The sequence below is a fragment of the Ralstonia sp. PBBBR1 genome, assembly GCF_002256165.1.
GTDB lineage: Bacteria > Pseudomonadota > Gammaproteobacteria > Burkholderiales > Burkholderiaceae > Ralstonia > Ralstonia thomasii.
In genome coordinates this window covers 450,586-470,566 of the sequence record NZ_NKIL01000003.1, presented here as the reverse complement: position 1 = coordinate 470,566, position 19,981 = coordinate 450,586, and the positions used below count along the sequence as shown (strand labels likewise).

The 19,981-nt window shown below is 64.3% G+C and carries 22 protein-coding genes; 10 read left to right on the top strand and 12 right to left on the bottom strand.

Annotation, left to right across the window (positions count from 1 at the left end; all coding sequences use genetic code 11):
* Positions 1-281: 281 nt before the first annotated feature.
* A complete protein-coding gene (locus CFE42_RS05745) occupies positions 282-812 on the top strand; it encodes a histone H1-like DNA-binding protein (RefSeq protein WP_147214586.1) in 531 nt (176 codons plus the stop codon).
* A gap of 252 nt (positions 813-1,064) precedes the next feature.
* Here the strand turns inward: CFE42_RS05745 and CFE42_RS05740 are convergent, their stop codons facing one another.
* The 10 genes from CFE42_RS05740 to CFE42_RS05695 all read right to left on the bottom strand — a co-directional run bounded on the left by CFE42_RS05740 (position 1,065) and on the right by CFE42_RS05695 (position 9,685).
* Complete coding sequence (locus CFE42_RS05740) at positions 1,065-1,532, bottom strand: hypothetical protein (RefSeq protein WP_004632964.1); 468 nt, start codon at positions 1,530-1,532, stop codon at positions 1,065-1,067.
* A gap of 9 nt (positions 1,533-1,541) precedes the next feature.
* Positions 1,542-2,477: a carbohydrate kinase family protein gene (locus tag CFE42_RS05735; protein ID WP_004632961.1), complete on the bottom strand. Its 936-nt coding sequence runs from the start codon at positions 2,475-2,477 to the stop codon at positions 1,542-1,544.
* Positions 2,478-2,569: 92 nt separating this feature from the next.
* Positions 2,570-3,070 carry a thiol peroxidase gene (gene tpx, locus CFE42_RS05730; protein ID WP_004632960.1) on the bottom strand — a complete coding sequence of 167 codons (501 nt, stop codon included), beginning with the start codon at positions 3,068-3,070 and terminating at the stop codon, positions 2,570-2,572.
* Between the two features lie 150 nt (positions 3,071-3,220).
* Positions 3,221-4,669, bottom strand: a complete 1,449-nt coding sequence (locus CFE42_RS05725; RefSeq protein ID WP_080633392.1) for a DUF3426 domain-containing protein — start codon at positions 4,667-4,669, stop codon at positions 3,221-3,223.
* Between the two features lie 96 nt (positions 4,670-4,765).
* Positions 4,766-5,662, bottom strand: a complete 897-nt coding sequence (gene prmA / locus CFE42_RS05720) for a 50S ribosomal protein L11 methyltransferase (RefSeq protein WP_004632955.1) — start codon at positions 5,660-5,662, stop codon at positions 4,766-4,768.
* Complete coding sequence (accC, locus tag CFE42_RS05715) at positions 5,659-7,026, bottom strand: acetyl-CoA carboxylase biotin carboxylase subunit (protein WP_004632953.1); 1,368 nt, start codon at positions 7,024-7,026, stop codon at positions 5,659-5,661. The genes prmA and accC overlap by 4 nt, the downstream gene beginning before the upstream one ends.
* A 132-nt stretch (positions 7,027-7,158) precedes the next feature.
* Positions 7,159-7,626, bottom strand: coding sequence for an acetyl-CoA carboxylase biotin carboxyl carrier protein (accB, locus tag CFE42_RS05710; protein WP_004632950.1), 468 nt, complete (start codon positions 7,624-7,626; stop codon positions 7,159-7,161).
* Positions 7,627-7,768: 142 nt separating this feature from the next.
* Positions 7,769-8,236 carry a type II 3-dehydroquinate dehydratase gene (gene aroQ / locus CFE42_RS05705; protein ID WP_004632949.1) on the bottom strand — a complete coding sequence of 156 codons (468 nt, stop codon included), beginning with the start codon at positions 8,234-8,236 and terminating at the stop codon, positions 7,769-7,771.
* Between the two features lie 183 nt (positions 8,237-8,419).
* Positions 8,420-8,944 carry a TlpA disulfide reductase family protein gene (locus CFE42_RS05700; RefSeq protein WP_004632947.1) on the bottom strand — a complete coding sequence of 175 codons (525 nt, stop codon included), beginning with the start codon at positions 8,942-8,944 and terminating at the stop codon, positions 8,420-8,422.
* Positions 8,945-9,010: 66 nt separating this feature from the next.
* Positions 9,011-9,685, bottom strand: a complete 675-nt coding sequence (locus CFE42_RS05695; protein ID WP_004632945.1) for a hypothetical protein — start codon at positions 9,683-9,685, stop codon at positions 9,011-9,013.
* Between the two features lie 78 nt (positions 9,686-9,763).
* Here CFE42_RS05695 and mpl point away from each other — a divergent pair, with 78 nt between their 5' ends.
* The 7 genes from mpl (at position 9,764) to mtgA (ending at position 17,213) form a co-directional block, all read left to right on the top strand.
* A complete protein-coding gene (mpl, locus tag CFE42_RS05690; protein ID WP_004632944.1) occupies positions 9,764-11,149 on the top strand; it encodes a UDP-N-acetylmuramate:L-alanyl-gamma-D-glutamyl-meso-diaminopimelate ligase in 1,386 nt (461 codons plus the stop codon).
* A gap of 7 nt (positions 11,150-11,156) precedes the next feature.
* Complete coding sequence (locus tag CFE42_RS05685; RefSeq protein ID WP_004632943.1) at positions 11,157-11,780, top strand: YqiA/YcfP family alpha/beta fold hydrolase; 624 nt, start codon at positions 11,157-11,159, stop codon at positions 11,778-11,780.
* On the top strand, positions 11,777-12,355 hold the full coding sequence (locus CFE42_RS05680; RefSeq protein ID WP_004632940.1) for a chorismate lyase: 579 nt from the start codon (positions 11,777-11,779) through the stop codon (positions 12,353-12,355). The genes CFE42_RS05685 and CFE42_RS05680 overlap by 4 nt, the downstream gene beginning before the upstream one ends.
* A 152-nt stretch (positions 12,356-12,507) precedes the next feature.
* Positions 12,508-14,592: an RNB domain-containing ribonuclease gene (locus CFE42_RS05675; RefSeq protein ID WP_004632938.1), complete on the top strand. Its 2,085-nt coding sequence runs from the start codon at positions 12,508-12,510 to the stop codon at positions 14,590-14,592.
* 52 nt (positions 14,593-14,644) lie between these two features.
* Positions 14,645-15,559, top strand: a complete 915-nt coding sequence (locus tag CFE42_RS05670) for an energy transducer TonB (protein WP_004632937.1) — start codon at positions 14,645-14,647, stop codon at positions 15,557-15,559.
* Between the two features lie 11 nt (positions 15,560-15,570).
* The gene (gene aroE / locus CFE42_RS05665; protein ID WP_004632935.1) at positions 15,571-16,488 is read left to right on the top strand and encodes a shikimate dehydrogenase; all 918 of its coding nucleotides are present in this window, start codon (positions 15,571-15,573) and stop codon (positions 16,486-16,488) included.
* Positions 16,489-16,508: 20 nt separating this feature from the next.
* Entirely contained in the window at positions 16,509-17,213 is a 705-nt protein-coding gene (gene mtgA, locus CFE42_RS05660; protein WP_004632934.1) for a monofunctional biosynthetic peptidoglycan transglycosylase, read from the top strand.
* Between the two features lie 12 nt (positions 17,214-17,225).
* Here mtgA and corA read toward each other — a convergent pair whose 3' ends face one another.
* Complete coding sequence (gene corA, locus CFE42_RS05655) at positions 17,226-18,188, bottom strand: magnesium/cobalt transporter CorA (RefSeq protein WP_004632931.1); 963 nt, start codon at positions 18,186-18,188, stop codon at positions 17,226-17,228.
* A 210-nt stretch (positions 18,189-18,398) separates the two neighbouring features.
* Here corA and pyrF point away from each other — a divergent pair, with 210 nt between their 5' ends.
* Together pyrF and CFE42_RS05645 are read left to right on the top strand one after the other, a co-directional pair.
* Complete coding sequence (gene pyrF, locus CFE42_RS05650) at positions 18,399-19,214, top strand: orotidine-5'-phosphate decarboxylase (RefSeq protein WP_037044554.1); 816 nt, start codon at positions 18,399-18,401, stop codon at positions 19,212-19,214.
* A gap of 40 nt (positions 19,215-19,254) precedes the next feature.
* On the top strand, positions 19,255-19,473 hold the full coding sequence (locus CFE42_RS05645; protein WP_004632927.1) for a hypothetical protein: 219 nt from the start codon (positions 19,255-19,257) through the stop codon (positions 19,471-19,473).
* Between the two features lies 1 nt (position 19,474).
* Here the strand turns inward: CFE42_RS05645 and CFE42_RS05640 are convergent, their stop codons facing one another.
* A complete protein-coding gene (locus CFE42_RS05640) occupies positions 19,475-19,975 on the bottom strand; it encodes a CinA family protein (protein WP_004632926.1) in 501 nt (166 codons plus the stop codon).
* Positions 19,976-19,981 lie beyond the last annotated feature (6 nt).

Sequence of the window (19,981 nt, the reverse complement as noted above, 5' to 3'; positions counted from 1 at the left end):
ATGCCCCGGTCCTCTCAATTGATGAAGACTCGCCGGATGTGTCCTGTTTGGCCGACTACGGTTGCGCTCGTGCGCGCGACCGGGGCGTGCAACTTGCTGCGTGTGTCCGCCGCGCAAGTCGCAGATCTTCCTACCGAATTCATTAGCGTGCGACTGCTGTCTGGTGGCGCGCCGATGAATCGCTCGCTCGGTTGGTCTGGCGGTGCCAATGCATCGTGGGATCGGGCCGGTCGGGTTGCTCAATCTCGATAGTTCGATACCCAATCTTGAAGGAGTTTCCCATGGCAACTGCTGCTAAGAAGAAACCGGCCGCCAAGGCCCCGGCCAAGAAGGCCGCTGCAAAGAAGGCTCCGGCCGCCAAGAAGGCTGCTGCAAAGAAGGCTGCTCCGGCTGCCAAGAAGGCTCCGGCCAAGAAGGTCGCAGCTAAGAAGGTCGCTGCCAAGAAGGCTCCGGCCAAGAAAGCTGCAGTGAAGAAGGTTGCAGCCAAGAAGGCCCCGGCCAAGAAAGCTGCAGTGAAGAAGGTTGCAGCCAAGAAGGCCCCGGCCAAGAAAGCTGCAGTGAAGAAGGTTGCAGCCAAGAAGGCTCCGGCTGCGAAGAAGGCTGCTGCCAAGCCGGCTGCGAAGAAGGCTGCCGCGAAGAAGGCCCCGGCCGCCAAGAAGGCTGCTGCCAAGCCTGCTGCGAAGAAGGCTCCGGCCAAGAAGGCTGTCGCCAAGCCTGCTGCTGCTCCGGCCGCTGCACCTGCTGCACCCGCTGCCAAGACCGCGCTGAACCCGGCTGCAGCATGGCCGTTCCCGACCGGCAACCGTCCGTAAGTCATTCTTACGACGGTGATCCTCCGGGGCCACAGCGGCGCGCACGTCGCGCCCACCTGATCGGATACTGCGTATCCGGTCCGCAAGACCTTGGTGTCTTGCACCGCCCGCCGATCGGCTCACGCCCGGCGGGCTTTTTCTTGGCGCAAGCGTCGCACATACGTTTGTCTCGGGCATAAAAAAACCGCACCGGCACGAAGCCGATGCGGTGTTTCCGATGAACCCCTCGGTCTATCGGCCGAGCGTTCTCGATCAGTGCGTGACGCGCGTCACGCCGCCCGATGACAGCAGGCGCACGCGCTCGCCAGGGCGGAACGCCTCGTCCGCGTCTTGCGTGATGGCGCGGTACTCACCGTTGTCGAGCTTGACGGTGATTTCCAGGCCCGGCCGCTTGTTCATCTGACCTTCGAGCGCGCTGCCTGCGACGCCGCCGAGAATCGCACCGAGCACACCCGCCGCAACCGAGCCGTTGCCGCGCCCGATGGCCGCAGCCGAACCGATGCCGCCAATCGCGCCGCCGGCAATCGTGCCAACGCCGGTCTGCTCACGGTCGATCACGACATTGCGCACGGAATCTACCGTACCGAAGCGCACGGTCTGCTCGCGCTGCGCCTGACCAGAGGAGTAGGCGCTGTTGGAATTGGTGCCCATGGCGCAGCCTTGCAGGCCAAGGGCGGCGACCAGCAGAGTCGCGGCGCCGATGCGATAGATGGGTTTCATGTCTATTCCTTATTGATACCGGTACCCGAAAGCGGATTCGAAGCGCCGGGCAATCTCGTCGACGGGCATGCCATGATTCTGCGGGCCCTGGCAAGCGATCTTGAGCGAGCCCATCAGGCTGGCGAGTCGACCGGTGGTGTCCCAGTCCAGGCCGTTCTCGATGCCGTAGAGCAGGCCGCCGCGGAACGCGTCGCCGCAACCGGTCGGGTCGACCACACGTTCGGCCGGCACGGCCGGAATAGTGTACTGCTTGCCGTCGGCGTAAATCTCCGCCCCTTCTTCCCCGCGCGTGACGATGTACGCCTCGACGCGCTGCGCAAGTTCTGCCGCACTGTAGCCCGTGCGTGACAGCATGACCTGCGCTTCGTAGTCATTGACCACCACGTAGCTGGCGAGTTCAACGAAGTGGCGGAGGTCGGCGCCGTCAAACAGCGGCATTGCCTGGCCCAAATCGAAGATAAAAGGCACGCCGGATTCAGCAAATTGGGTGGCGTGGTGCAGCATGCCTTCGCGGCTGTCGGGGCCCACCAGGCCGAGCCTTGCCGGCAGTGCATTCTTGACCGAATTGATGCTGGAATGGCTCATCGCGCCGGGGTGGAACGCGGTGATCTGGTTGTTGTCGCGGTCAGTCGTGATCATCGCCTGCGCGGTGAACGTGTCCGGAACCTCCGTGACATGCGCTGTCGAGATACCGAGCTTCTTCAGGTAGTCCAAATACGGGCCCGCATCCTGGCCGACCGTGCCCATGATGATGGGCTCGCCGCCGAGCATCTTCAGCGTGAAGGCGATGTTGCCTGCGCAGCCACCGAACTCCCGGCGCATGGTCGGCACCAGGAAGGAAACGTTCAGGATGTGGATCTTGTCGGGCAGGATGTGTTCGCGGAAGTGTCCGTCGAACGTCATGATGGTGTCGTAGGCAATCGAGCCGCAGATCACGCTGGCCATATTGAAGCACTCCAGATATGACACGGCCGCCCAGTGGACGGCCGTGTGATGAACGAGAGACCGGAAGCTGGTCTCGATGCAATCAGTTCAGCTTACTTCAGCGCAGCCAGGGCCGCGTCGTAGTTCGGCTCGTCCTTGATCTCGGGCACGAGTTGCGAGTACAGGACGGTGTCGTCGGCGTCGAGCACGACCACGGCGCGGGCGGTCACGCCAGCCAGCGGGCCCGACGTGATGTCGACGCCGTAGGCTTGCTTGAAACCCTTGTCGCGGAAGGTCGACAGCGGCTTCACATTCGCGATGCCTTCGGTGGTGCAGAAGCGGCCGGCTGCGAACGGCAGGTCGGCAGAGATGGACAGCACGACCGTGTTGTCCAGCTTGGCAGCGGCTTCGTTGAACTTGCGCGTGGAGGTGGCGCACACCGGGGTGTCCAGGCTCGGCACGATGTTCAGGACCTTGCGCTTGCCGGCAAAGTCAGCGAGCGACACGTCTTTCAGGTCTGCGCCGACCAGCGTGAATGCCGGGGCCTTCGAGCCTGCGGTCGGGAATTGGCCGCCGACTTCGATCGGGTTGCCGCCAAGGGTCACGTTTGCCATGGTGTTACTCCTTCCTTTGATACGTGTTGGGGGAAGAGCCGCTAACAGAACCCGCCTGGCGTCGCCTCCTTGCCGTACCGCTTGCACTGTCTGCGTCGGCATGCCCGGCCAGGAGGGTCTTGTTAGCGGCTCTACGCCAGGGGTGAAAATTCAGGGGTAAAAAATCAGGACCCGGTAATTGGCCGTCGGGCGCTGTGACTGGAATCGTACCCGAATCGGTAGTTCGGCGCGGGCGGGCAGCCCTGACTTGCCGTATGCACTGTCGGTCGGGTTCAGGTAGTCGGTAGGCAGCAGTGCGCGGCGCGACAGCAGCTGGTCTTGCAAGTCGGTCGTGACCAACTCGATGGCCGGCAGGGCGATGGGGCCGCCGGCGCGGTTGCGCAATGTCGCCGTCAGCACGTACTGGTCGGACGCTTCGCCTTCTTGCCGCTGCAGTTGTGACGATTCGATCTGCAATGCATCGAGATCACGCGGCGGCGCGATCATGCAGTGCAGTGGCTGGCACAGGGCTTCCAACATCGGGCGGGTGGAGGGCGCGCGGTGAGCGATCTCGGCGCGGGCGAGGAAGAGCAGTTGCGCCACCGCCAACACCGTCAGCAAACCGATCGCGACGCGCGCGAGCGCACGGCGTCCGGTCGTTTTACGCGCTTGCTCGCGGGCCTGTGCGGCACGCAGAAAATCCAGCGTCGCGGCAGAGACTCCATGATTCGGCCCCCGCACCTTGCGCGGACGCGGCGCGCCAGTCAGCGTGCGCTGCGGCGTCGGGCTGGCGGCCTCGGCTTGCGTGCGACGTGCGTGACCATGGCGGCGCGGCACCGGCGCGAAAAGCGTGTGCGGATCGGTTTGGTGGCGCATCCAGACCGAATCGTGCTTTTCCGCCTCAGGCTTCAGGGATGCGACGGCTACCGGCGCAGACGCCGTCACCACCGGAGCCGCCGGGGGCGCGATGGCCGGCCCTACCGGCAGATCCGCCGACGGCTGCTTGGGCACGGCGGCGGCGAACGCGTCTTCCTCGTCGTCAAGGTCGCGGATGGGAGGCAGGCCGTGGAACGGATCGGCGGGCGTGGCGGCCGCCGCGGACGGTTCCGGTTGAGGTGCCTGCTGCGCAGGTTCGGCGGCAGGCTCGGCAGCGCGCTCGATCGGCGCTTCGTCCGGCAGCGGTCGCGTGTCGGGTGCGGTCGATTGCACGTCGGGCGCGGGTGTTGCGCCTTCAACTTCCCCCAGATGCACTTCTGCGACGCCTTCTTCGGGAACGTCTTCTTCCCAGATCAGCGTCATGCCGAAGCCGTGGTCGTCGTCTGCGGCAGGCGGTGCCGCGGGCGTTTCCGGTTCAGGGGCGGCGGGCGTTGCGAGCGGCGCAATGCGAGCAGCGTGTTCCGGTGATTGCTGTGGCTGCGGTGCTTCGGCGGTCGGCGCTGCAGGCGCGGGCGGGGCGCCAAGCTCGATCAGGTGATCGCGGCCATCGAAGACGTGATTGCAGCGGCCGCAACGAACCAGCCCGCCGCGCAGCCGAAGCTGATCGGCAACAACGCGGAATGCGGTTTGACAGTTGGGGCAGCGGGCGGCCAAACGTGGCGCAGCTTGTGACGCAGTTGCCATGCGGGACGAGGAGAAAAAAGCCGACCGCGCGAGTATTGCAGACAGAGGCGCCAGCGTCGACCTTTGCAGGGGGCACTGGTGCGCAATGCGATGAAATTACGTCGGCTTCACACCATGCAGGCAGACCCAGCCGTCACGTGCACGCCACACGGTAAGCGGAATGGCGGAGGCGTACGCAGCGGCGACTTCTTCGGCCTGGCGCTCAAGCACGCCCGATAGAATCAGCCGGCCGCCCGGGCGCACGCGCGCGCAGAGCATGGCTGCCATCAGCTTGAGCGGGTTCGACAGGATGTTGGCGACGACCAGATCGAACGTGCCTTCCGGCGCATCGTCGGGCAGGGCGAAGGTGGCTTCGACGTGGTTGCGTTCGGCGTTGTAGCGCGAAGCCTCCACCGCGTTGGGATCGATGTCGACACCAATGGTTTCGCCGGCGCCCAGCTTCTTGGCGACGATGGCCAGGATGCCCGAGCCGCAGCCGTAGTCCAGCGTGCGTTCACCGGGTTGCACGTGCTGCTCCAGCCATTCCATGCACAGGCGCGTGGTCGGGTGGCTGCCGGTGCCGAACGCCAGGCCTGGGTCCAGTTCCAGCACCACGGCGTCGGGTTCTGGCGCGTCGTGCCAGGACGGCACGACCCAGATGTGCTCACCAATATGGATGGGCTCGAACTGCGATTGCGTGACGCGCACCCAGTCCTGCTCTTCGACTTCGCGCACGGTGTACGCAGGCAGCGGCGACAGGTTGATCTCGTTGGCTGCGGCTGCCGCCAACAATGCCGGATCGGCATCCTCGGCGAGCAGGGCAACCACGCGCGAGCGGTTCCACGCCAGGCGTGTTGGTTCGTGGCCGGGCTCGCCAAAGAGCGGTTGCTCTTCGGGCGTGTCGGCATCGGCATCTTCCACCGAGACCGACAGCGCGCCAAGATCAAACAGAGCTTCGGACAACGCTTCGGCGTCGTCACGCGCCACTTCGAGCACGCATTCGCGGTACGTCACTTGCCGCCACCCTTGGCCACTTCCTGTTGCGCCAGACGGTGCTCCAGGTAGTGGATGTCGGTGCCGCCTTCAACGAAGTTGGCGTCGAGCATCAGGTCGCGGTGCAGCGGCACGTTGGTCTGGATCCCTTCCACCACCATTTCCGACAGGGCGATGCGCATGCGGGCGATGGCCTGCTCGCGCGTGGCGCCGTACGTAATGACCTTGCCGATCATCGAGTCGTAGTTGGGCGGCACGAAGTAGCCGTTGTAGGCGTGCGAGTCCACGCGGACGCCCGGACCACCCGGCACGTGCCACGACGTGATGCGGCCAGGCGAGGGCGTGAACTTGAACGGATCTTCCGCGTTGATGCGGCACTCGATCGCGTGGCCCTTGAGCACGATGTCCTTCTGGCGGAAGCGCAGCTTTTCGCCGGCCGCCACGCGGATCTGCTCCTGCACGATGTCGACGCCCGTGATCATTTCCGTGACCGGATGTTCGACCTGTACGCGCGTGTTCATTTCGATGAAGTAGAACTCGCCGTTCTCGTACAGGAACTCGAACGTGCCGGCGCCACGGTAGCCGATCTTCTTGCAGGCCTCGGCGCAGCGGTCACCAATGCGTTCGATCAGGCGGCGCGGAATGTGCGGTGCCGGCGCTTCCTCAATCACCTTCTGGTGGCGGCGCTGCATGGAGCAATCGCGCTCGCCCAGCCAGACGGCATTGCGGTGCTGGTCGGCCAGGATCTGGATCTCCACGTGACGCGGATGCTCCAGGAACTTCTCCATATAGACTTCCGGATTGCCGAAGGCGCGGCCGGCTTCTTCGCGCGTCATGTTGACGGCGTTGATCAGCGCAGCCTCGGTGTGCACCACGCGCATGCCACGGCCACCGCCGCCGCCAGCTGCCTTGATGATCACCGGATAGCCGACCTTCTTGGCCGTTGCCAGAATTTCCTTCGGGTCTTCCGGCAGGGCGCCTTCCGAGCCCGGCACGCACGGCACGCCTGACTTGATCATCGCCTGCTTGGCTGAAACCTTGTCGCCCATCAGGCGAATCGATTCGGGCGTCGGGCCGATGAAGGTGAAGCCGGATTGCTCTACACGCTCGGCAAAGTCGGCGTTTTCCGACAGGAAGCCGTAACCGGGGTGGATGGCCTGGGCGTCGGTCACCTCGGCGGCCGAGATGATGGCCGGCATATTCAGGTACGACAGGGGCGACGGTGCCGGGCCGATACACACGGCTTCGTCGGCCAGCTTGACGTATTTGGCTTCCTTGTCCGCCTCGGAATAGACCACCACGGTCTTGATGCCGAGTTCGCGGCAGGCGCGCTGGATGCGAAGAGCGATCTCGCCGCGATTCGCGATCAGGATCTTGTCGAACATCGTGTTCTCGCTACAAAAAGGAGAGGCGAGGGCGCTGTGGCCGGGCCGCGCTCAGTGGCAGCCCTTGTACGCCGGCTCGCGCTCGGATGCGGCGCGCTGCGCGCCGCACGAAGAGGGTCAGATGCCGGAAGATCAGCCGATCACGAACAGCGGTTGGCCGTATTCCACCGCCTGGCCGTTCTCGATCAGGATCTCCTTGATGACGCCGGCCTTGTCGGCTTCGATCTCGTTGAGCAGCTTCATCGCTTCGATGATGCAGATGGTCTGCCCTTCCTTGACGGTGTCGCCCACCTTGACGAACTCGGCTGCGCCCGGCGACGGCGAGCGGTAGAACGTGCCGACCATCGGTGACGTTACGATGTGGCCAGCCGGCAGGGCCGGGGCAGCAGCCTCAGCGCCAACGGCAGCCTGAGCTGCTGCGGCGGGTGCGCCCATAGCCGGTGCAGCCTGCATCGGCATCGGCGCATATTGCATCGGGGCCATCACTTGCGGCGCCGACTTGACGATGCGGACCTTGCCTTCGCCTTCGGTCACTTCGAGCTCCGAAATGCCCGATTCGGCCACCAGGTCGATCAGCGTTTTCAGCTTGCGCAAATCCATGAACGTTCTCCTGCAGCGTCGGCGATCTGGGGCGGTGGATGCGCGCGAATGGCTCTTCAGCCGCGCATCGGTCAAAGGCGCTCCAGGCGCTGGCGTCGTTGCGTTGGTTAAGTGATTGAAATAAAAGGAAGAAGACGGCTGATCAGCCGCCGTGTTGGTCGATTGCGAAGTCCAGCGCCGCCAGATAGCCGCGCCAGCCCAGCCCGCAAATCACGCCCACCGCCTGGTCCGCCAGATACGAATGGTGGCGGAACGGCTCACGACGATGCACGTTGGACAGATGCACTTCGATGTACGGAATCACCACGCCGGCCAGCGCATCGCGCAGGGCCACACTCGTGTGCGTGTAGGCGGCCGGATTGATGATGATGAATTCGATGCCTTCGCTCTTGGCGGCATGGATGCGGTCGACCAGTGCGCCTTCGTGGTTCGACTGGAAGTGCGCCAGCGTCACGCCGCGCGCCGTAGCGCGTTCGACCAAGGCGGTATTGATGTCGGCGAGGGTGGTTGCACCATAGACTTCCGGCTCGCGCGTCCCAAGCAAATTGAGGTTCGGGCCGTGCAGTACGAGCACGTTGCGAAGCGCTTTGGCGATGGGTTTGTCAGCCACGGTTTTGACCGGTTGAGCGAAGTTGGGCGCAATTTACAGCAACTTAGAATGCTTTGTCTAGTTTTTGCTGAAAAACTCTCAACAAATCGGTGTTTTCACCGATCTTGGGCGTCCCGCCTATGCTTTTGCCGGAGAAGAAGGGGAGTTGCGTGCACATGAGCGTCATATGACGTTTTTGTACATTCACGTGCGCTGCAGGGCCTCGCGCAGTTCGTCCGCATGCACACGACCCATCTTCCGGAAAGTGATCTCACCTTGTGCATTGAGAATCACAGTAAACGGTAGGCCGCCGACTTCGTTGCCGAACTGGCGGCCCAGTTCCGTCCCACCAAAGCCCGCCACCGCAATCGGGTATGTGACGTGTACCTTACCCAGGAAGGTCTGGATATTGGACGCCGAGTCAATGCCAATGCCAACGAACTTTACCTGGGCCTTCTGCTCCTGCGCCAGCGCAGACAGTTCTGGCATTTCTTCCACGCAAGGACCGCACCACGGTGCCCAGAAATTGATCACCACCGGCTGACCACGAAAAGCGGCCAGATCCAACGGGGCGCCATTGGCGTCCGGGAGCTTGCTGCTGTAAAACGCGGCGACGGCAGTGTCAGCCGGCGTTTTGGGTTCGGTGGCACGATGCCCGAAATAGACGCCCGTCGTCGCGGCAATCAGGCCGGCCATCAGCAGGGCAGTCAGAGTGGTGCGGCGGGACATGGTTTTGCAGAGGTCTCTATATATAGACAGAGGCGGAGCGTGCGGGATTGTACTCCTGTCGGCCGATCACCCCTGCGACAGCAGGGCGCGTACCGCCGCCGCGTCGCCGCGTTGGGTCCTGCCGGTAGCGTCTGCGCGCCGCGCGCCGCGCACGTCGTTCATGTCGTATAGGGCAATATGAACGCCGACGGGCGTGCCCGTTTCAGCGCGCAACTCCCGCGCAAGCTCACGAGATTCGGGCCCGGCGGGCCACTGGCCACGCCACAGGAAGCTGAGCGTTTCCACTTCGTCGCGGCCGGCGAAGTGAGCACTTTCTGTCGTGTCGAAATCCACGCCGGCGTTGAGCAGGAAGATCGCCACATCCTTCGGGCTGTCGCAGAAGACCTGCAGGTGGATGTCGGAGTGCTCGCTGGCGGTGCCGTTGAAGACCGCGCCCGCGAGGTACGGGTTATGGATTGCCAGCCCTTCCATCAGCACCAGTGCAATGCGACGCAGCAACGCCAGCACGCGCGGCTGGGATTCAGCCTGGAACAGCGCCTGGTATTCGCGGACTTCCGTTTCGACCTGTTCGTTGTCCGGCAGCCATTCGCCGGGCGCGCGGGATTCCGTACCGAGCACCTGGCGCGCGGCCTTGCGTTTAGCGGTGGCGTAGTCAACGCCGTCTTCCGCGATCATGCGGGCGGCGCTGACGGCGATTTCCTCCCGCACGCGGGCGGGGTCGAGGGTGGGTCGTTTGGACATGGCTCTATTTTACTGAAGCGCGCGGGCCGCCCTGAAGCCGCAGGTACAATGCGGCGCAACGAAGTTGAGATGGCTCCCATGCATATCCACATCCTTGGAATCTGCGGCACCTTCATGGGCGGCATTGCCCTGATCGCCCGTCAGGCCGGCCACCGCGTCACCGGCTGCGACGCCAACGTCTACCCTCCGATGAGCACCCAGCTCGAAGCGCAAGGCATCGAGCTGATCGAAGGCTTTGACCCCGAACAGCTCTCCATCGGCGCCGATCTTTACGTGATCGGCAACGTGATCTCCCGTGGCAACGCTCTCATGGAAGCCATCCTGGATCGCAATTTGCCCTACATCTCCGGTCCTCAATGGCTCGGCGACAACGTACTACGCCAGAAGTGGGTGCTTGCCGTGGCAGGCACACACGGCAAGACGACCACGACATCGATGCTCGCGTGGATCCTGCAGGATGCCGGCTACAACCCGGGCTTCCTGGTGGGCGGCGTGCCACGCAACTTCGGGCTGTCGGCGCGCCTGACGGAATCCGACTTCTTCGTGATTGAAGCGGACGAGTACGACACGGCCTTCTTCGACAAGCGCAGCAAGTTCGTTCATTACCGCCCCCGTACAGCCATATTGAACAACCTCGAATTCGATCACGCCGACATCTTTCCCGATCTTGCCGCGATCGAAACCCAATTTCATCATCTGGTGCGCACCGTGCCCGGTCAGGGCCGCCTCCTGGTCAATGGTCGGGAAAATAGCCTGAAGCGTGTACTTGAGCGCGGATGTTGGTCGGAAGTCGAGCAGTTCGGGGCGGAGGGCAACCTCGGCTGGGAAGTCGAAAACCTCGCCGATGACGATAGCTTCGATGTCGTTTTCCAGGGCCAAACGCAGGGCAGGGTCCGGTGGGCACTTCAGGGCGACCACAACCGCATGAACGCGCTGGCCGCCATTGCCGCCGCCCGCCACGTGGGCGTGCCGCCTGCCCAAGCCATTGAAAGCCTGGCCCGTTTCGAAAATGTGAAACGGCGCATGGAAGTGCGTGGCACCGTGAATGACGTGACTGTGTACGATGATTTTGCCCATCACCCGACGGCGATTCGCACCACCATCGAGGGCCTGCGCCGTCGTGTCGGCAAGGGGCGCATCCTGGCAGTGCTGGAGCCACGGTCAAACACCATGAAGTTGGGCGTGATGAAACTGGCCCTTCCCGACAGCCTGTCCGGCGCTGAACAGATCTTCGCTTATGGCGCAGCCAATGGCCGCGACGCCCTCGGCTGGGATTTGGCTGGGGCGCTGGCCCCGCTGGGGGAGCGCGCGAAGACGTTTTCTGATCTGAGCGCATTAATCGAAGCCGTCACAGCTGCCGCCCGCCCGGGCGACCATGTGCTTGTCATGAGCAACGGCGGCTTCGGAGGCGTACATCAGAAGCTGCTGGACGCCTTGGCCGAACGCGCCGAGACAGCGAATTGAATCTCATATGCTGGCATCCATCGTCTATCTGCACGGATTTCGTTCGTCGCCGCGCTCGTTCAAAGCGCAGCTGCTAGGCAGGCGGATGGCGTCCGTAGGGCTGGCGAATCAGTACGTATGCCCGATGCTGCCCGTCTCGCCGCGCGAGGCGATGGCCGAGACAGATGCGCTGATCGCGGAGCTGAGTGCGCGTGACGGCACCAAGCCGGCACTCATCGGCTCGTCTCTGGGCGGCTTTTACGCCACTTGGCTGGCAGAGCGCCATGGGCTTCGCGCGGCAATGCTCAATCCGGCTACGCGTCCTGAGCGGGATCTCGCCAAATACGTCGGCGAACAGCCGTTGTGGCATGGCGGTGGCACGATCCGCGTCGAGCCGCATCATCTGGATGAGCTGCGCGCGCTGGCCGTACCCGCCATCACGCAGCCCGAGCGCTACTACCTGCTCGCCGCCACCGGCGACGAGGTGCTCGACTACCGCGAAATGCTCGATCACTTTCCTGGCGCGGCCACTCGCCTCATTGACGGCAGCGACCACGGCATCAGCGACTTCGCGCAGTATATGGACGAAGTGCTCGTGTTCTGCGGCGTTCCAGCCGATCTGTTGGCGGCCCACCCTTTTTGTGCCGCATGACCGATTTCCCGTCGTACCCGCGGGGCCTCTGGCGCAGCGCGTTGCCTCCGGCAGTGGTCTATGACCGGCACTGGGCGCGCTGGGCCGTAGGCGCCGATTCGCTGACGGCCAGGCTTCGTGCGGCATCGTCGCGCTTTCGCGTGCAATTGCTCGGCCAGCGGCGCGCGATGCCGTTGCGTGACGAGTGGCGTTGTCTTGGCATGTCGGGCCCTGCTGAGACGCTGGTCCGCGAAGTCCTGCTGATCTGCGACGAGATCCCGGTGGTCTATGCACACACGATCGTGCATCCGCGCAGTGTGGCGCTCGACTGGCCGTTCCTGAAAGCGCTGGGGACGCAGCCGCTGGGCCACTCGCTGTTTGCCGATCCGCGTGTCGAGCGCGGTGGTTTCGAATTCGCCTTGCTGGACGCGCGCCACCCGCTGGTGCGCCGCGCGCATGACGCGCTAGGCGATGCGCCTGTTGTCGGCACCGCCCGGCTGCCAGCCCGCCGGTCGGTCTTCCGGCGCGGAGCGAGCGCGATGCTGGTAACGGAGGTTTTCCTACCTGCGCTGGCTCGCTTCCAACCTCCGCGGTAAGCGTATTTCGCGGGCCGGGCGTCGAGCCAGTGCGGTATCATCGCCCCCAACTTTTTATCGCCGCGCGTAACGTTGTCACGTCAGGGCGCGCGGTCATTCCACTCATTCAAAGCGGTGCCTGCTCGTGCGAGTGCCGCGATCCATACAAATCCATGCAGTTGCTGTTTGAAGAAGGCGGCGAAATCCGCGCGGGCACCGTCTTGTCCCAACAGGGCGAGGCCTATCAGGTCGAGTTGCCGAGCGCCAAGCGCACCAAGGTCAAGTCGCGCGACGTGTTGCTGCAATTCGCGCAGCCGTCCGCCGGCGAGTTGTCGCAGGCGGCCCAGGCGCTGTCGGCAGAGATCGACTTGGATTTCCTCTGGGAATGCGCTTCAGCGGACGAGTTCGGCTTCACCGATTTGGCCGGCGAGTATTTTGGCGCCGGCGCCAATGCCACACAGCAGGCGGCGCTGGCCATCGCGCTGCATGGCTCGCCGATCTACTTCCGCCGCAAGGGCCGAGGCCGCTATCAGCGCGCACCTGAAGACCAACTGAAGGCCGCGCTCGCAGGCTTGGAGCGCAAGAAGCAGCAAGCTGCTCTGCAAGCCGAATACGAAGCCGAGCTGAAGGCGATGCGACTGCCCGAGGCCTTCCGCGGCAAGACGCTGCAACTGCTGTTCAAGCCGGACAAGAACAGTCTCGAATACAAGGCGCTCGATGCGGCGTGCACGGCGCTGGGCCTGTCGCCGATGCGCCTGATGGTGGCAGTGGGCGGCATTGCCAATGCCCGCGCGCTGCATGAGGCGCGTTTCCTTTCGGAATGCTTCCCGAAGGGCACCGGCTTCCCGGATGTGACCGTGCCGGAACCGGCGATGGAGCTGCCGGCCGCCGACGTGCGCGCCTTTTCGATCGATGACGTGACCACCACGGAAATCGACGATGCCATCTCCGTTACGCCCATTGATGACGCCACGGTGCGGATCGGTATTCACATTGCCGCGCCGGGCTTCGGCATCCAGCGTGGCGAGCCGTTGGACGTGATTGCACGCCAGCGTTTGTCGACCGTGTATTTCCCCGGCGACAAGATCACGATGTTGCCGGAGTCGGTGGTTGACCGTTACACGCTGCAGGAAGGGCGCGCATGCCCGGCGCTGTCGCTGTACGCGACGGTCGACCGCGCCACGTGGACGGTCACCGCCAGCGAGACGCGCTGCGAATCCGTGACCGTGGCGGCCAACCTGCGCCACAACCTGCTCGACGACGTGATCACCGCCGACGCGCTGGCCGATGGCTCGGGCGACTACCCGTTCAAGGCCGAACTGGCCGTGTTGTGGCCGTTTGTGTGCGCGTTGTACGACGGCCGCCAGCAGGCACGCATTGCCAGCGGCCTGAAGCCCGAGGGCGCGCAGAAGGGCGATTATTCGTTCTACATCGATGCGATTCCCGAGGCCAATGGTGGCGGCGAGCGCGTGCGGATCGAACAGCGCAAACGCGGCTCGCCGCTGGACAAGATCGTCGCCGAATTGATGATCCTGGCCAACAGCACGTGGGGCCGCATGCTGGCCGACGCTGGGGTGCCGGGCATCTATCGCACGCAGAAGGCCTGGGGTATGCACCGCACGCGCATGCAGACGTATCCGGCGCCGCATGAAGGTCTGGGCGTGGCGCAGTATGCGTGGAGCACCTCGCCGCTGCGCCGCTATGTCGATCTGGTCAATCAATGGCAGATCGCTGCGGTGGCGCAGCATGGCGTGACGGCCAAGCTGATCGCGCCGTTCAAGCCCAAAGATGCCGACCTGCTGGCCGCCGTGGCCGACTTTGAAGCCACCTACGCTGCCTATGCCGACCACCAGTCGACCATGGAGCGCTACTGGTGCCTGCGCTGGCTCAAGCAGGAAAACCGAACGCGCATGCAAGCCGTGGTGCTCAAGGAAGGCGCCGTGCGCTTCGCCGACATTCCGCTGGTGACGAAGGTGCCGGAACTGGCACAGACGCCACGCGGCACGCATGTCGTGCTCGATATCCTGGACACCGACGAGGTCAGCCTGGAAGTGTCGTGCCGCGTGGTTGAAATCCTCGCGCCCGAAGCGGGCGCACAAGCCGAAGCCATTGAAGAAGAACTGGCCGAGGCAGAGGCTGATGTGCCGGCCGAACCACAACCGGCTGCTGATGGGGAAGAGGCTCGCGCAGAAGCCGACGCTGCTGTGGCGCCGCCGCCGCAAGACGGCGAGAGCGGTGGAACGCCCGCCGCTGCCTAACTACAATCGCAACCTGACCTTCATTCTTCGCGCATCGACCAGGAATCGCCCCATGGCCGCCCTCGCAAACCGTCCGGACTGGTCCGGCAGCAGCACGCTCACCAAGGCGCTGGTGGTGTCGCTGGCCGTGCATGTTGTACTGCTGTTCGTGCGCGTGGTGGCCCCCGAGGCGTTCGATATCAAGCGCGACGATCCGGGCCTGGATGTGGTGCTGGTCAACGCCAAGTCGTCGACGGCACCGTCCAAGGCGACGGCCGTGGCCCAGGTCAACCTGAACGGCGGTGGCGAATATGACCAGCAGCGCGCCACCACGCCGCTGCCCGCTGACACCAATGAGCAGACCGGCGACGCCATCAAGCTCACACAGCGCCGCGTTGAGTATCTCGAGCAAGAGCAGCGCCGCCTGCTGACGCAATCGACCGAGCGCGCGCCGCTGGTCAACGATCGTCAGGTCAAGCCCGGCGAGCGTCCGCAGCCGTCGCCCACCAACGGCACCGACGACCGCACCACGCAAGACGAAATCGCCCGGCTGCAGGCCGAGATCGACCGGAATCTCGAGAACTACGCCAAGCGCCCGCGCCGCAATGTGCTGACAGCCGCCAGCGCCCGCCAGGTGGATTACGCCCGCTACTACGATGCCGTGCGGCGCAAGATCGAAGCCCGCGGCACCGCAAACTTTCCCAGCCAGAACGGCCGCCCGCTGTATGGCGAGATGATCGTCGTGATCAGCATCAACCGCGAAGGCCAGCTCGGCTATAACCAGGACGGCTACAAGATCGAAGGCATCGAGATCGCAAAGAGCTCGGGCAACCCCGCGCTGGATCGCCAGGCCGTGGCCATCGTGCGTTCGTCTTCACCGTTTGGCGCCTTCCCGGCCGAGATGCGCAAGCGCGTCGACATCCAGGATGTGGTCGCCACGTTCAAGTTCACCCGCGCAGGCTTGGAAACCCACCTGCAGACCCGTTGATTTCGTCGTCCATGCCGTCGTCGTTTCAAGAGGCCATCCTCGCCGCCGCGAGCGCGCCGCCCACAGATCGCTATGGCGTGATCGGCAACCCGATCGCGCACAGCAAGTCGCCCATCATCCATGCCGCGTTTGCGCAGCAGACCGGGCAGCGCATCCGCTACGACCGTATCTACGCCGAGTTGATCGCGTTTGACGAAACCGTGATGACCTTCGTGCGTGAAGGCGGACGCGGGCTCAACGTGACGGTGCCGTTCAAGCTCGATGCGTATGCCATGTCGACGTCGTTGTCGCTGCGGGCGGAATCGGCCGGCGCGGTCAACACGCTCAAGTTCGATGGCGAAGAGATTTTTGGCGACAACACCGACGGCGTCGGCCTGATGCGCGACATCACCCACAACATCGGCAACGCGCTCGAAGGCGAGCGCGTGCTGCTACTGGGCGCGGGTGGTGCGGCGCGCGGCGTGCTGCTGCCGCTGCTGGAGCACAAGCCCGCGCGCGTGTTCCTGGCCAACCGCACGGCCGATCGCGCCAACAGGCTGGTCGAGCGCTTCGAGGTCTCGGCCAAGCTGCACGAGGTTGAACTCGTGGGCGGGGGCTATGACGAGCTTGCTGCGGACGACGTTTTCGACGTCATCATCAACGCCACGGCGAGCAGCCTGCAGGCCGAAGTGCCGCCGATCCCGACCACCGTGTTCGGCCCCAACGCGCTGGCCTACGACATGATGTACGGCCCGCGTCCGACGGTGTTCATGGAGTTCGCCCGGCGCAACGGCGCCCGCGCATGGGACGGCCTGGGCATGCTGGTGGAGCAGGCCGCGGAATCGTTCTTCGTCTGGCGCGGCGTGCGCCCGGACACCGCGCCGGTGCTGCTCGCCATGCGCGAAGGGCTGCAGGGCGAAGCCGCGGTCGCGGCGCGCGCGCCTCGCTGAACCTGGAGCGCAGCCCTGCGATGACGCGTTGGTTCGGCTACGTGATCGGCTGCTTCGTTGCGGGCGTGGTCGCACTCAACCTGTACTTCTTCGCTGCCATCGCGAGTTGGCAGGTATTTGATCCGTCGTCTACGAGTTTCATGCGCGCTGAGCGTATGCGCTTGTGCGGCGCCAATGTTTTCACCTGTAAGGTCGACCACCGCTGGGTCAATTACGACCAGATCTCGCGCAACCTCAAACGCGCGGTCATCGCCAGTGAAGACGCGGATTTCGTCTCGCACAGTGGCTGGGAAGTCGACGCCATGCTCGACGCGTGGGAGAAGAACAAGCGGCGCGGCCACGTGGTCGCGGGCGGTTCGACCATCACGCAGCAATTGGCCAAGAACCTGTTCCTCTCGGGCGAACGCCACTACCTGCGCAAGGGCGAAGAACTTGTCATCACGTGGATGCTCGAGTTCTGGCTCGATAAGGAACGCATTCTCGAGATCTATCTGAACTCGGTGGAATGGGGCGAGGGTGTGTTCGGCGCGGAAGCGGCGGCGCAGCATTACTTTAAGCGCCCGGCCTCGCAACTCACGGTAGGTCAGGCAGCGCGACTGGCGGCCGCGCTGCCTGCACCGAAGTGCTTCGACAAAAAGAGCTATTGCGCCAACGTGCACGTCAACTTCACGCGCAAGGCCACTGTGATCGCCAACCGCATGGGCTCGGCCACGCTGCCGGATTGACCTGGCACAGGGCTACTTCAGCCAGCCCTTGCGGCGGAAGTACACCAGCGGAATCGCCGCCGACACCACCATCATCACGATCGCGTACGGGTAGCCTTCGGCCCAGTCCAGCTCCGGCATCACCTTGAAGTTCATGCCGTAGATCGAGGCGATCAGCGTGGGTGGCATCAGCGCCACCGACACCACCGAGAACAGCTTGATGATCTTGTTCTGGTTGATGTTGATGAAGCCGACCGTGGCATCCATCAGGAAGTTGACCTTGTCCGACAGGAACGCCGTGTGGTTCTCGATGGAATCGATGTCGCGCAGCACCTGGCGCGCTTCGTCCTGCTGGTCGGCCGAGAGCAACTGGCTGCGCAGCAGAAATGACACGGCGCGGCGCGTATCCATGACATTGCGGCGGATTCGGCCGTTCAAGTCTTCCACGCGGGCGATGATCTCCAGCACATCGGCGGCGGCGGCGTCGGTCACCTCATCGGCCAGCACGCGTTTGCTGGCATCTTCGAGGCGTTCGTAGACTTCTTCGATAGAGTCGGCCGAGTATTCCGCGTCGGTGGCGTATAGATCCATCAGCACATCCTTGGCATTGCGCACCGAGCCCGGGCGCAGCCGCGCACGCATGCGCACCAGCCGGAACGCGGGCAGATCTTCGCCGTGGATCGAGAAGAGCACATCCTTGGTCAGCACGAAGGCCACGCGCACGTTGCGCGAGGTGGTTTCTTCGTCGAGAAGGAAATCGGTGCGGATGTGGATGTGGCCGTCTTCGCCCTCAAAGTAGCGGGCGGAGGCTTCCAGGTCCCCCAGTTGCTCCAACTCGGGCAGCACCACGCCGTAGGCTTCCTTGATCCACGCCAGCTCTTCGTCGTCTGGGTCGATCACGTCGATCCAGATCGGCTTGTGCTGCAGCAGTTCACTGCGTTCTTCAACCTGTTCCTGCGCGAGACGACCTTTTTGCACGACGAACAGATTGATCATGGGGTGTTTCCTTGAAGCAGGCGTTGAACGGGCGGCGAAAAATCGCGCCGAGTGTAGCCTAAAGAGGCGGCGGGTTCAGCCACATGCGGTGGCGTGCCGCGCACGCGTGGGGCGGGCACCACGTCCGGAAGATGCCGCCGCCGGGTTGCCTGACGAGTAAAATGCAGACAAGTCATGCGGCCGGCCGGCCGCTCTTACATTCCCGATACCATGCGATTTACCGAACAACTGGCTGCCGCCTGGCAACGCAACAACTCCCTGCTGTGCGTCGGGCTCGATCCTGACCCGGCACGCCTGCCGGCGTCGCTGACCGGCACGGGCGGAGCGATCTTCTCGTTCTGCCGCGCCATCGTGGACGCGACCGCCGACCTGGTCTGCGCGTTCAAGCCGCAGATCGCCTACTTTGCCTCGCAGCGCGCCGAAGACCAGCTCGAGCAGCTCATCAGCTACATCCACGAAGCCTATCCGGGCGTTCCCGTCATTCTTGATGCCAAGCGCGGCGACATCGGCTCAACCGCCGAGCACTACGCCAAGGAAGCCTTCGAGCGCTACCAGGCCGACGCCGTCACCGTCAGCCCGTACATGGGTTTTGACTCGATGCAGCCGTATCTCGCACACGCCGACAAGGGCGTGATCGTGCTGTGCCGCACGTCCAACGCCGGCGGCAGCGACGTGCAGTTTCTGGAAACCGATGGCCGCCCGGTCTATCAGGTCGTGGCAGAACGCGCGCGCGACGTGTGGAATACCAGCGGCCAGATGGGCCTGGTGGTGGGCGCGACCTTCCCGGAAGAAATTGCCAAGGTGCGTGAAATTGTCGGCGACATGCCGTTGCTGATTCCGGGCGTGGGCGCCCAGGGCGGCGACATCGAAGCCACGGTGCGCGCTGGCCGCACGGCCGATGGCACGGGCATGATGATCAACTCGTCCCGGGCCATTCTTTACGCCAGCACCGACAGCGATTTCGCCGATGCCGCCCGCCGCATGGCTGAGGCCACACGCAATCAGATCAACCAGTTCCGCACCTGATCGGCACTGTCGGTCCGGTTGCGGCGAGAGCGAGGACGCCATGACCACGCATCCGCACGGCCCCGTGGCCGGTACGCACCGGGAAGAGACCGGCAAGGACCCGGACCGCAAGCTCGAGAAAGAGCGCGACGACACCCACCAGCACGAGACAACGCGCCGCGATCATGATCGCGACCGTCGGCACGAGCACGATCACGAGCACCAGCCGGAACACGATCACGGAGATCGTCGCCGGCCGGATCATCCCAGCGAGATCTAGATCAGCATTCCGCCGAGTCGAGGAAGTCGAGTACGCCGCGCAGCGCGTGCTCGGCAGCCTGCAGGCGAACCTGCTTGCGATCGCCCTTGAAGTGGCGCGTTTCCACGCGCGTTTGCAGCCGGTTGCTCCAACCAAAGCACACCATGCCGACGGGCTTGTCGGGCGTACCGCCGGTCGGGCCCGCCACACCGGTAATCGCGACGGCCACCTGCGCGCGGCTGTTGAGCACTGCGCCCTCAGCCATGGCATGCGCCACCGGTTCGCTCACGGCGCCATGTTCGCGGATCAGCGCCGCCGGAACGCCCAACATCTGCGATTTCGCTTCGTTGGAATAGACGACGAAGCCGCGCTCAAACCACGCGGAAGAACCCGATACGTCGGTGATGGCGGCGGACACCAGCCCGCCAGTGCACGACTCGGCGGATGCCATCATCAGGCTGCGCTTGTGGAGCGTGTCAGCGACGAGTTCGGCCAATTGGGCCAGGGCGCGGGATTCAGCCATTGCGAT